The 11818-nt window shown below is 57.1% G+C and carries 16 protein-coding genes; 9 read left to right on the forward strand and 7 right to left on the reverse strand.

The window, feature by feature from the left end; genetic code table 11:
- The first annotated feature begins 23 nt into the window (after nt 1-23).
- Entirely contained in the window at nt 24-344 is a 321-nt protein-coding gene (gene trxA / locus ACR0LN_RS12435) for a thioredoxin (RefSeq protein WP_068339912.1), read from the forward strand.
- A gap of 98 nt (nt 345-442) precedes the next feature.
- On the opposite strand, the gene ACR0LN_RS12440 is transcribed toward trxA, so the two are convergent.
- Nucleotides 443-799 (reverse strand): hypothetical protein, encoded by a 357-nt coding sequence (locus tag ACR0LN_RS12440; protein WP_480430032.1) that lies wholly within the window; start codon nt 797-799, stop codon nt 443-445.
- A gap of 185 nt (nt 800-984) precedes the next feature.
- Between ACR0LN_RS12440 and ACR0LN_RS12445 the strand changes: the two genes are divergently transcribed.
- The gene (locus tag ACR0LN_RS12445) at nt 985-1335 is read left to right on the forward strand and encodes a Lin0512 family protein (RefSeq protein ID WP_480430033.1); all 351 of its coding nucleotides are present in this window, start codon (nt 985-987) and stop codon (nt 1333-1335) included.
- Complete coding sequence (locus tag ACR0LN_RS12450) at nt 1332-1694, forward strand: Lin0512 family protein (protein WP_480430034.1); 363 nt, start codon at nt 1332-1334, stop codon at nt 1692-1694. Before ACR0LN_RS12445 ends, ACR0LN_RS12450 begins: the two co-directional genes overlap by 4 nt.
- Before the next feature lie 56 nt (nt 1695-1750).
- Here ACR0LN_RS12450 and ACR0LN_RS12455 read toward each other — a convergent pair whose 3' ends face one another.
- A complete protein-coding gene (locus tag ACR0LN_RS12455; RefSeq protein ID WP_480430035.1) occupies nt 1751-1945 on the reverse strand; it encodes a DUF1127 domain-containing protein in 195 nt (64 codons plus the stop codon).
- A gap of 197 nt (nt 1946-2142) precedes the next feature.
- Between ACR0LN_RS12455 and hslV the strand changes: the two genes are divergently transcribed.
- A complete protein-coding gene (hslV, locus tag ACR0LN_RS12460) occupies nt 2143-2700 on the forward strand; it encodes an ATP-dependent protease subunit HslV (protein ID WP_170334334.1) in 558 nt (185 codons plus the stop codon).
- On the opposite strand, the gene ACR0LN_RS12465 is transcribed toward hslV, so the two are convergent.
- Both ACR0LN_RS12465 and ACR0LN_RS12470 read right to left on the reverse strand, forming a co-directional pair.
- Entirely contained in the window at nt 2692-3933 is a 1242-nt protein-coding gene (locus ACR0LN_RS12465; protein WP_480430036.1) for an MFS transporter, read from the reverse strand. The genes hslV and ACR0LN_RS12465 overlap by 9 nt on opposite strands.
- Before the next feature lie 106 nt (nt 3934-4039).
- Nucleotides 4040-4441, reverse strand: a complete 402-nt coding sequence (locus ACR0LN_RS12470; protein WP_480430037.1) for a DM13 domain-containing protein — start codon at nt 4439-4441, stop codon at nt 4040-4042.
- 201 nt (nt 4442-4642) lie between these two features.
- Between ACR0LN_RS12470 and hslU the strand changes: the two genes are divergently transcribed.
- The 3 genes from hslU (at nt 4643) to ACR0LN_RS12485 (ending at nt 8373) form a co-directional block, all read left to right on the forward strand.
- Nucleotides 4643-5950, forward strand: a complete 1308-nt coding sequence (gene hslU, locus ACR0LN_RS12475) for an ATP-dependent protease ATPase subunit HslU (RefSeq protein ID WP_480430038.1) — start codon at nt 4643-4645, stop codon at nt 5948-5950.
- A 99-nt stretch (nt 5951-6049) separates the two neighbouring features.
- Nucleotides 6050-7156, forward strand: coding sequence for an alpha/beta hydrolase (locus ACR0LN_RS12480; RefSeq protein WP_480430039.1), 1107 nt, complete (start codon nt 6050-6052; stop codon nt 7154-7156).
- Nucleotides 7153-8373 (forward strand): MFS transporter, encoded by a 1221-nt coding sequence (locus ACR0LN_RS12485; RefSeq protein WP_480430040.1) that lies wholly within the window; start codon nt 7153-7155, stop codon nt 8371-8373. The genes ACR0LN_RS12480 and ACR0LN_RS12485 overlap by 4 nt, the downstream gene beginning before the upstream one ends.
- Here ACR0LN_RS12485 and ACR0LN_RS12490 read toward each other — a convergent pair.
- From ACR0LN_RS12490 to ACR0LN_RS12500, 3 genes are read right to left on the reverse strand one after another with little or no spacing between them, the layout of a single operon-like run.
- Nucleotides 8370-8957 (reverse strand): Smr/MutS family protein, encoded by a 588-nt coding sequence (locus ACR0LN_RS12490; protein ID WP_480430041.1) that lies wholly within the window; start codon nt 8955-8957, stop codon nt 8370-8372. The two genes, ACR0LN_RS12485 and ACR0LN_RS12490, sit on opposite strands and share 4 nt — an antisense overlap.
- Nucleotides 8957-9997: a murein transglycosylase A gene (mltA, locus tag ACR0LN_RS12495; RefSeq protein WP_480430042.1), complete on the reverse strand. Its 1041-nt coding sequence runs from the start codon at nt 9995-9997 to the stop codon at nt 8957-8959. The genes ACR0LN_RS12490 and mltA overlap by 1 nt, the downstream gene beginning before the upstream one ends.
- A complete protein-coding gene (locus tag ACR0LN_RS12500; protein ID WP_480430043.1) occupies nt 9994-10653 on the reverse strand; it encodes a Tim44/TimA family putative adaptor protein in 660 nt (219 codons plus the stop codon). Before ACR0LN_RS12500 ends, mltA begins: the two co-directional genes overlap by 4 nt.
- 107 nt (nt 10654-10760) lie before the next feature.
- Here ACR0LN_RS12500 and ACR0LN_RS12505 point away from each other — a divergent pair, with 107 nt between their 5' ends.
- Entirely contained in the window at nt 10761-11258 is a 498-nt protein-coding gene (locus ACR0LN_RS12505) for an FxsA family protein (RefSeq protein WP_480430044.1), read from the forward strand.
- A 53-nt stretch (nt 11259-11311) separates the two neighbouring features.
- Entirely contained in the window at nt 11312-11809 is a 498-nt protein-coding gene (gene secB, locus ACR0LN_RS12510; protein ID WP_480430045.1) for a protein-export chaperone SecB, read from the forward strand.
- Nucleotides 11810-11818: the final 9 nt, after the last annotated feature.

Raw genomic sequence — 11818 nt, forward strand, 5'->3', positions numbered from 1 at the left:
TTACCCCATTCAGGAGACAGAATATGTCGACCGTAGCCGTAACCGACGATACCTTTGACGCCGAGGTCAAGAATTCCGACATCCCCGTAGTTGTCGATTTCTGGGCTGAATGGTGTGGCCCTTGTAAGCAGATCGGCCCCGCTCTGGAAGAGCTGGCCGCTGAGTACGGTGACAAGATCAAAATCGCCAAGGTCGACGTGGACAGCAATCCGAACTCCGCCGCCGCCATGGGCGTGCGCGGCATCCCGGCGCTGTTCATCTTCAAGGACGGTCAGGTTGTTTCGAACCGCGCGGGTGCGGCCCCCAAGGCAGCGCTGCAAAGCTGGATCGACGAATCCATCTGACGCTCCCTTGAATGCGGATTTGAAAGGGTGTCCCACGGGGCACCCTTTTTTTGAGGATTCAGCGACCAGCGGAAATGGAGCTTACAAAATGGCAAGTTTCACTCGATTCGCCAGCTTACCGAAATCCCGCCACCCTCTTTGTGGGTGAAAGTGACAATACCGTCCGCGATTGAAACCGTCTGACAGTCATGGGGCAGGGGGATGTCGTCGATCACAAGATCGCGGCAATAGAATTTGCCCTTCCAATCCCATGAGCCGTTTATGTCTCCGCCCTCGGGGCCTTTGCCCTCAACCATCCCGTCCTTTAGAATACGCACCCAAGCCTCACCTTCGACGAGCTTTTTGCCAACCACCCGTTCCACAAACTGGTGTTTGCTCTCTATTTCTTTGGCTGATGCTTGTGTCATCGCAAAGCCTACCAGCGCCACCAATACCAACAGTTGAAACAACTTCATCGCGGCAATCCCTTTTAAGGCCACACAGCTCAATACCGTCGATATTAACCGATATGGCCCGCATGAAAAACACACACCGGGATTCGGAATTTTTGACATTTGGCCAGATACACACTGCTGTTTTGGTTCTTTCCATAAGCTGACAGCCGTGCAGGGTGTCTTGGACACAAAAAACAGGAGGCGACATGCCCAAAACACGGGTTCTCGTAGAGTTCGGCATGGGAACGTCCTTGCGCCGCGAAGATTACACCGAAGCGGCGCTGCGGGCGGTTAAAGACGCGCTTTGGCACAACTCGGTCAACATGGCCGAGCTGTTCGGCTTTCCAAAGGAAGCGATGATCATAGATGCCGAGATCGGGGTTCAGAAACCCGATGAGGTGGATGTAACAGCGCTGACCGCAATTTTCCCCTATGGCCAGCCAAATATCACCATCACGCAGGGCGGGCTGGATATTGAAAAACCACATACCGAAGGCCGCACTGTGATTGCCAATGCGGCTGTCATCGTCTCATTCGATATGGAGCCCGTGGCATGACCGAGAAACGTATCATTCTGGAAATGGGCACCGGCAACGATCTGTATGGACAGGACTATACCAAGGCCGCGCGCCGGGCGGTGCAGGATGCGCTGCACCATTCGTCAATCACTTTGTTTTCAAAGCTGGGCATCGACCACGTCGAAATGCGCGTGCGGGTCACGATTGGCGTGCAGAACCCGGGCAGCGTGAATTGCGATCTGGTCGCCTCCGATCTGCCGCGTGGTCGTGCAGAGGTGCGGGCCGTGAAAGGCGGGTTGGATATAGAAGACGTCGAGGCGGGTACAAAACACGTGATCGCGACTGCCGCGATTGAGGCCTTCCTGCCGGATCTGTCGGGGCAATACAAACTGTCCTGACAAAGAAAAAGCCGCTCGGATGAGCGGCTTGCATTCTTCGTCGTACTGGTCGCGGATCAGACGTTTTTGATGTCCGCGCGGCACAGGCCGATATCGTCCAACTGTGCGTCGCTCAACTCCGACAGGACCTTATGGGTTTTACGGGTTTCATTCCACTCAACGGCTTTTTCGAAAGCTGTGGTGAACGCGTCCACTACGTGCAGGATGGTAGCTGCTCCGAGCGGCGCATGGATATTTGCTGTGGTTGCCATTTGCGCATTCCTTTGAACTGAAACAGCCGACCGTTCGTCGGTTGTGAGCCTCATGTAGGATTTTCGCCTGAGTCTCACAATTGCTCGTTCAGCAGTCCCGATCTGCAATTCTTGCATATCTTTTAAGCAGTTTGTGAACTGTTGCGCTGCGGGCGGGTCCGGCCCATATAGGACGGCAAACGAGAACGGAGGCATTCATGGCGGACAGCGATTTTCCCGGTTGGCATGGCACAACGATCATTGGCGTCAAAAAGGGCGGTCAGGTGGTGATTGCCGGTGACGGACAGGTCAGCCTGGGCCAGACCGTGATCAAGGGCACCGCCCGCAAGGTGCGCCGCCTGTCGCCTGGCGGGTTCGAGGTCGTTGCCGGTTTTGCCGGATCGACTGCCGACGCGTTCACTCTGCTGGAACGGCTGGAAGCCAAGCTTGAGGCAACACCCGGCCAACTGGCCCGCGCCTCGGTCGAACTGGCCAAGGACTGGCGCACTGACAAATACCTGCAAAAGCTTGAGGCGATGCTGATCGTCACTGATGGTAAGGACCTGCTGGTCATCACCGGGGCAGGGGATGTGCTGGAGCCTGAACACAACGTGGCCGCGATCGGCTCGGGGGGGAACTTTGCCCTGGCTGCTGCGCGCGCGATGATGGACAGCGACAAAGAGGCCGAGCAAGTGGCCCGTGAGGCGATGGCGATTGCCGCCGATATCTGCGTCTATACCAATGGCAATCTGACGGTGGAAACCATTTCAGGCTAACAGCGCTTTTATTTCTTTGCCTTTCCAACGGCGGTGCATGCCGATTAGACCGCAGATCGCAGCGATGATCACGATGTAGTAGGGAACGCGGATGTCGATGCTCATCAGTCCGCCGCCGATCAGCGACATCACTCCGCCAGCCAAACAGAAGACTGCGGTCGTCACACCCATGACCCAGCCCTGATCCGTTTCGCTGACGGCGGATGAAAACAAACCAAGCAAGGTTGGGTAGGCGACGCCGAACAGGAAATAGAACAAAAAGACTGGGATATAGATAAGTATCCCGCTCGGACTGAACGCAAAGGCAAATCCACAAACGACCATCGTCACAAGCGAGGTAAATATGATGGTTTGTTTGCTGAACCTCTCCTGCGCAGGTTTGACAAGGAAGGTACTGGAAAAGGCCAGTGCAACGCCGATAACCACCATCGCCACGCTGCCTCCGATCACACCGTAGCCGAATTTACTGGTCAGGAAATTGTCAACAAACACGTAGAAGGTGACGTTGGCGATCATGAAAAAGGAATAGACCGGCAGGATTTTCAGAACGGTCGGATGCCCGCGCACCGCGATCAGGCTGTCGGTTATATCGCGCGGACGAAACACAAATGCCGCGCGTTCGGTTCGGGTATCCTTGAAGAAAAACAGCACCAGGAAAATGGCAATCAGGACTAGGATGAAAGCACCATAAAATGGCGTTTTCAGCGTGGCCACATTGCCCAGCAGGGAAGAGTCGGACAGGACCGCTCCGATAATCGGGCCGCCGACAAGGCCAAAGCTGACGCCGGTGACGATGTACCCCATGTTGCGGTCGCGGTCGGCGGCATCGGTACTGCCGTCGATCATCGCCGCCTGCGCGATGGGTTGGTTACCAGCGGTGAAGCCGGTGATCGAACGGCCAATGATCAGCAGCAGCAGGCTGTTCATATAAAGCGACGCAATGGTCAGTGCGTACCCGATAAGCGCGCCGCCCAGACAGACCAGCAGGGCATTCTTGCGCCCGATGGAATCCGAGACTTTCGAGACATAGACAACCCCCAGAAACCAGGACAAGAAAAAACACCCGATCACCAGCCCATAGTAGAAATGACGCCGACCCACGGGTGTGCTGTCCGGCAGGAACCCGGATTTCGTCTCCATGATCAGCGAATTGATAATTGGAAAGACCAGCCCTTGCCCGATCAGGTCCACAAATACCACAAACAGCAAGGTGATTTTGGCAATCTTGGTCATAAAAACGCCCCCGGTTCCAATACCTTGGGGCGAGTGTAACAGAGTAATGCCCTGTCACCTAACAGCGTGTCAGAGGCCGTGGGGGTGCGGCCTCTGACATTTGCGTTTACTTCAGAGAAGCAACGCCCAGTGGTACTCCGGCAACCTCGCACCAGATGTACACTTCGTTGTAGCCGGACACATCCATGGTTGGCGGCACAGCGTAAGACTGCTTGCCGGTCAGGTGCAGCAAAGCACCCAGTTTGCTATCGGGGGCATAGGTGCCGTCCTTACCAAACGCCACGCGAGGGTCGGGGCCGTTGTCCAGCGAAAAGTCGTCGCCCAGCTCAACGATGTAACGGTCGCCGTCCTTGACCAGTTTCACCGAGCCGGTGGTTACGTGGTTCGAGCGGCCCTCGAACGAGCCTTTCTTTTTGGCGCCACCGGCCACAGCAGCTGTGGTGCCGGCCAGGGTCAGAGCCGCGCCGGTGGCAGCAGCTTTCACAAAAAGCGAACGACGAGTCATCATGATGAGGTATCTCCAATAAGATTGATGCGGGCTGGGGTGCCCGTCGTCGAAGGTTATGCCGCAGGCCGTGCTCACAAGGCGATTCACATCACCACGAATTTCCGTGTGCTGCCCGTGAGTTGGCGTGATGTTTTCGTGATCGGCTTGTGTTTTCGCACGGTATGATTAGGTTCCGCTGCGAAACAGACGGATAGATTTGACATGACCGACCTGACCCCGCGCGAAATCGTCTCGGAACTGGACCGCTTTATCATCGGGCAGAAAGACGCCAAACGCGCCGTGGCCGTGGCGCTGCGCAACCGCTGGCGGCGCAAGCAACTGGCCGATGACATCCGGGATGAGGTCTATCCCAAGAACATCCTGATGATCGGCCCCACCGGTGTCGGCAAGACCGAGATCAGCCGCCGTCTGGCCAAACTGGCCCGCGCGCCCTTTATCAAAGTCGAAGCCACAAAATTCACTGAGGTTGGTTACGTCGGTCGTGACGTCGAACAGATCGTACGCGATCTGGCCGACGCCGCCATCATCCAAACCCGTGAATACATGCGCGAAGACGTCAAGGCGCGCGCGCATCAGGCTGCCGAGGATCGCGTGATCGAAGCCATTGCAGGCACCGACGCACGTGAAGGCACGCGCGAGATGTTTCGCAAGAAACTAAAGGCTGGTGAGTTGGACGATACAGAGATCGAACTGGAACTCTCTGACACCTCGAATCCGATGCCAATGTTCGACATTCCAGGCCAACCGGGCGGTCAGATGGGCATGATGAATCTTGGCGATATCTTCGGCAAAGCCTTTGGCGGGCGTACCGTCAAGAAACGGATGACCGTCGCCGAAAGCTATGACGCGCTGATCGGGGAAGAGGCTGACAAGCTGCTGGACGACGAAACCGTCAACCGCGTGGCATTGGAGTCAGTGGAACAGAACGGCATCGTCTTTTTGGATGAGATCGACAAGGTTTGCGCCCGTACAGACGCGCGCGGCGGCGATGTCAGCCGCGAAGGGGTGCAGCGCGATCTGCTGCCGTTAATCGAAGGCACGACGGTTTCCACCAAACACGGGCCTGTCAAAACCGACCACATCCTGTTCATCGCCTCGGGTGCGTTCCACATCGCCAAACCATCGGACTTGTTGCCCGAACTTCAGGGCCGTCTGCCAATCCGCGTTGAGTTGCGTGCGCTGACCGAAGAAGATTTCGTCCGCATCCTGACCGAGACCGACAACGCACTGACCCGTCAGTACACTGCCCTGATGGGCACCGAAGAAGTCACCGTCAGCTTTACCGATGACGGCATCGCCGCGCTGGCGCGTATCGCGGCCGACGTGAACCAAAGCGTCGAAAACATTGGCGCTCGGCGATTGTACACGGTGATGGAACGTGTGTTCGAGGAACTGTCCTTCACCGCACCCGATCAGGCCGGGGCCGAAATCACGGTAAACGCGCAGTTTGTTGAAGACAATCTGGGTGAGTTGACCAGCTCGACGGACCTGAGCCGTTACGTCTTGTAATCTTTTTAGCCGAAAATCGCCGTTGCTCTTGCCCCATGTCGCTAGACGTGGGGCCAAAAAACGGTAGCGTAGCGCAAAAGGCCCCAAGGACCCTATGAAATGCGCTATCTGACAATTCTGATCGTGTCTCTTTTACTGAGCGCTTGTGTGGACAGAACAGTATCCGAGATTGTGCCCTCGGCTGCGTCTGTCGGCACACCGAAGACGGTCTTTGCCTCAACAACCCGTGCGCGCGAACCGGATGGCGGATATGGGTTTGAACGCGGCGATACCTTAAAATTCCTGGAAATGACCGTGTCGATCCCGCCGTCACACACACCGGGCGAGCTGGACTTCTCATACGCCAATCCCAAGCCGGAACGGGAGTTCGTACTGGCAAACGTCACCGAATTTGACTCGGTTCAGGACTTTGGGCAGCAGTTGCGCGACGAAAACGGCAAGAGCATCGAAGAGGTGATAATCTTTGTCCACGGCTACAATTCCACCCAGACCGAGACTGCCTTTCGTGCTGCGCAACTGACCCATGATGTCGGTATCCCTGGGGCCACCATGATTTATTCCTGGCCCAGCCGCGCGCAGGCGTATGGATATGCCTACGACATTGACAGCATGCTGTTTGCGCGCGACGGGCTTGAGAAAACCATCCGGGCTCTGAAAGCGATGGGGGTCAAGCGGATCATATTGCTGGCACATTCCATGGGATCTGCCTTGTCCATGGAAATGATGCGACAGGCCGATCTGCGCGAGCCCGGCTGGGCAGACAGAACGTTGGACGGTGTAATGCTTATCTCGCCTGATCTGGATGTGGATGTCTTCCGCTCGCAAATGGAAAGTATCTCGGCCCTTCCCAAGCCCTTTGTCATCATGGTTTCACAAAAGGACAAAGCCCTGAACTTTTCGGCCCGCTTGCGTGGAACGTCAAAAGGCGACCGGTTGGGCAGCATTGACTCGATCGACGCCATCGCCGATCTGCCGGTGGATGTAATCGATACCACCGCTTTCAACAGAGATGCCCAGTCTTCGCACTTCGTGGCGGCCACGTCTCCGGCGATGCTCAGTATTCTTGGGTCGCTGCGTGAGGTCAGCAACACGTTCGGGCCAGAAAGAGGCATGGATGCACTGATTCCAGTGGGTGCGCGCAACCAAACAGGCGCGAACGAAGTTGTCCTGACTGGCACCGGCACGGCCGAAGTCAATCCAGAGTGACACGGTCCAGCTTAGCGCAGTTTCTTAGGCAAAACGTCTCATGGCTAAGCGCAGGCGTTTTGCTGACCTTCCTGTCCAGTTTTGGCCAGACCTTCTTTATCTCGGTTTTCGCCGGTGAAATCCGCGCAGAGTACGGTTTGAGTCACGGATCATGGGGCGCCATGTATTCGCTGGGCACCACGGCGGCGGCGGTGGTGATGATTTGGGCCGGCGCGCTGACCGACATTTTTCGCGTACGCGTACTTGGCCCTGTTGTTTTGGCCGGTTTGGTATTGGCCACACTGGCTATGGCTCTGAACAGTTGGGTGTTGCTGTTGCCAATGGTGGTCTTTCTGCTGCGCTTTTTCGGGCAGGGGATGAGCACTCACCTCGCTCTGGTTGCAATGGCGCGTTGGTTCACTACGACCCGCGGCAAAGCACTGTCGATTGCCTCGATCGGATATGCGGCGGGCGAAGCGCTGCTTCCGCTGATTTTTGTTGCCGCGATGGGGTTTGTGGACTGGCGCTTGTTGTGGGTTGTGGCCGCAGTGATTACCGCGTTGGGCATACCCGTCCTGATCAGGTTGTTGCGACAAGAAAGAACACCGCAGAGCCTTGCGTCCGAGTATTCAGCAGCTGGCATGCAGAACCGCCATTGGACGCGACGCGACGCTGTGTTGCATCCTTTGTTCTGGTGCATGGTTCCTGCAGTTCTGGGACCATCGGCCTTTATCACTGCTTTTTTCTTCCATCAGGTTCATCTGGCCGAGGTCAAGGGCTGGCAACATATCCAACTGGTGGCCTTGTTCCCCGTCTTTACAGGCGTTTCCCTGCTTTCGATGTTCGCGGCCGGATGGGCTTTGGACAAGTGGGGAACGGCGCGCCTGATGCCGTTCTATCAACTGCCCATCGCGATCGGCTTTACCATCCTGGCCATGTCGTCATCTGTCAGCGGCGCTTTGGTCGGACTTGTTTTTCTGGGAATGACCGTAGGCGCCAACAGCACCTTACCCAGCGCCTTTTGGGCCGAGTTCTACGGCACGCAACACATCGGCGCGATCAAGGCGCTGGCCACTGCGGTCATGGTTCTGGGATCGGCCATTGGGCCAGGGCTGACCGGTGTCTTGATAGATTTTGGGGTTACGCTTGATAGGCAATTTCTATGGATCGCCGGGTTTTTTGTCGGCGTCTGCATACTAGTCGGGTTCGGGATATCCCGCGCCGACCGCAGCCCTTAGCGAAAACGTCTGAGGTAAACGTAGTATGCGCCGTCGCCACCGTGGCTAATATGGGCGGGCGTCACCTGCATCACCGCCTGAGCCAATGGAGGGATCGATAACCAATGCGGCACCTGATTGCGCAGGACGCCGCGCGGGGTGGGGATCGGGCCGGGCTCGTCGCGGTCTTTGCCTTTGCCCGTGACCACAAGAACCAACCGTTTACCCTGCGCCTGGGATGTCAGAACAAAGCGGATCAAAGCCGGGTGGGCCGTATCCACCCGCATCCCGTGCAGGTCCAACTTACCCTCGGGTTTCAGTTTCCCTCGCTTCATCCGGCCAAAGGCTTTGCTATCCATCTGAACCGGTGCTTTGCGAAGCGCGTCCGTGACAGTTGGCTTGAGGTCGTTGGGTTTTTGTGTTTGCTGAGGGTTCAGACCCAAATTGAACACCTCAAACCGAGGTTTGGGCGATTTTTTGGGCGTGGGTTTGGGCAGTGAGGTCGGGTGCACCGTCTGCGGGATTTCCGGGTGCATGCGCTCGGCCTGTTTGGCGACCTTGCGCCACAGCTCGATCTCTTCAGCGGTCAGCTTTCGGCGCGACATCAGAACTCATCCGGGATCAGGGCATAGGCGCGTTGGATCGGCAGCAGAACTACCATACGGCCTGGGTCTTTCAAACGCCCTGCGGCCTGACCAGCGTCATCACCGGTACCAAAGAAAATATCCGCCCGCTGCGCACCCTTGATGGCAGCGCCCGTATCCTGCGCGATCATCAGACGGCGCAATGGCTTCTTGCCATCCTTTTCTACCCAGACCGGCGCTCCCAGCGGCGTATAAGCCGGGTCCGCCGCGATACTACGCATCGTGGTGACAGATCGGTTCATTGCGCCCAGTGGTCCAAGTTCGGGCGCCACGCGGGTTACCTCACGAAAGAACACGTAAGATGGGTTATGAAACAGCAGTTCGGCACCGGCCTCGGGGTTCTTGCGCACCCAGGCGCGGATCATCTGAGCGCTGACCTCATGCGCGCCCAAAGCACCCTGCCGGATCAACTCGGCCCCGATCGAACGATAGGGATGCCCGTTCGCACCGCCATAGCCTACTCGCAAGGCACCCCCGTCTGGTAGGCGAATACGACCCGATCCCTGTATCTGCAGAAAGAACAACTCAACCGGGTCATCGACCCAGGCAATTTCCAAATCCCGGCCTGACATCGCGTTGCCGGTCAGGATTTCACGACGGCTGAGCCACGGTCCTTCCGCTCGCGCCTCTGGCGGCATTTTGTAGATCGGGTATTTGAAGCGGTCAGTTGGGGTGCGCGACCCGTCCAGTTCGGGTTCGAAATAGCCGGTGAACAGCGCATCCTTGCCGTCTTCAACCAGAACCGGGCGAAAGAACAGCTCAAAGAAGGCTCGCGCCGCGTCGACCTCATAGGTCCGGGCCACGCCACACAAGGCACGCCAGTCGGGGTCCTTCAGGTCGCCGCAAGTGTTCAGAAAAACCGAAAGGGCCGCCCCGTGATCGTCAGCAGCCCAGCCTTCAAGGTCGTCAAAAGACAGGATCAAGCGCGTCGCCTCTGCTCCGGCGGCGCTTGCAGTGGTCATCGCGCCCACCAGTAAGAGCGACCGGAGTGTGGCAATCATGCGTCCGTGGCAACAAGCAGCCAGTTCGGATCGTCCGAGCCCATGACACGGGCAAAGGTCCAGCTGTCCTTTTGGCGTTTGACGGTATTCGGGTTGCCTTCAATGATGTCGCCACCGCGATCCCGCACGACCGAGGTCAACTCACCCACGAATTTCATGGTGATCTCGGCCTGATTGGTGTCTTTGTCGAACTTCACATCGGCCAACGAGGTTTCGCGGACGCCGATAAACTCGGCCTCGATGGTCAGACCTTTGTCTTCCCGATCGGCGACGACGGAAACGAAGGTATCAAACACCTCTTCGGACAGGAAAGGCTGGATTTCATCCAGGTTGCCCTTTTCGAACCCCATAACGATCATCTCATAGGCGCCACGCGCGCCCTGCACGAATTCGCTGACCGAAAAGCTGGGCTCAACCCGCTTCATCGCGGCCAGGGTCTGTGCCTGTTCGCTGTCTTCGGCGACATGGTCTGTGATGTCGTGATCCGGGCCACCGTCGATCACCTCGAACCCGCGGCGGGCACTGTTTGTATCAGGCTGTTGTTGAACGGGAGGTTTCTCAAAACCTTCACGCGTGCCCAGCACACTTTTCAGGCGCAGGATCAGGAAAACGGCAATTCCGGCCAGGACCAGCAACTGGATCATCGGTTCGTTCATTTCATCCTCTTTTCAGGCCGCGACTTTGTATACACGGCCTCATGCCACTATGTAGGTGACAGTTCGTGGCAAGTCCACCGCCCGGCCTTATGTAAAGGATAACGCAAATGTACCTGTTCTTGGCATTTTTATTGGTCCCCATCATCGAGATCGCCCTGTTCATTCAGGTCGGCGGCCTGATCGGCCTGTGGCCAACACTGGCAATCGTGGTGCTGACAGCCGTTTTGGGCACCGCATTGGTCAGGACACAAGGTCGCATGGCGCTGGCCAACCTGCAGCGATCCTTCGCCGAACTGGACGACCCGACCGAACCGCTGGCCCACGGCGCCATGATCCTGCTGTCGGGTGTGCTGCTGCTTACGCCTGGATTTTTCACCGATGCGGTTGGCTTTGCACTGCTTGTTCCAGGCATCCGGGTGGCAGTGTTCCGCTATCTCAAGTCGAAAGTGCAGATCACGCAATTTCAGATGGGCACCGGCGCACAGTTCCGGTCGGGACCGCAGCGGTTCGACGATGACGTGATCGACGGCGAATTTACCGAGGTTCGCCCCCGTCAGAAACCCGCCAAGCCTTCACAATGGGTTGAAGGCCCGCACCAGCATTGAGGTGCAGCGCCCAACTTGCTAAGCAGTGATGGATTTCTTTTTTGGAGTAGACCATGGCCGAAGAAAAAGCTGCAGAAAACACTGCGGCCCAAGCAGCCCCTCAGGTTCAGATGCGTGTTCTGGGACAGTTCATTCGCGATCTTTCCTTTGAAAACGTGATGGCGCAAAAGGGCGTGTCCGGTGACGTTCAGCCCGAAATTGCCGTTCAGGTGAATCTGGATGCAAAAAAGCGTCAGGCAGAGCATCAGTACGAAGTTTCGATCAAGCTGAAACTGACGTCCAAAGCCAAAGGCATGGAAGACGTCCTGTTCCTGTGCGAGATCGACTATTGCGGTATGTTCCACGTGGAAGGCATTGCAGAAGATCAGCTGCACCCGTTCCTGCTGATCGAATGCCCGCGCATGCTGTTCCCGTTCCTGCGCCGCATCGTCAGCGACGTCACGCGTGATGGTGGCTATCCGCCGGTGAACCTGGACAATATCGATTTCGTCGCGTTGTACCGCAACGAGTTGATGCGGCGTCAGGCCGAAGCGCAAAAAGCCGAAGCCTAATTGGTTTGA

Source organism: Ruegeria sp. AA6 (genome assembly GCF_056542865.1).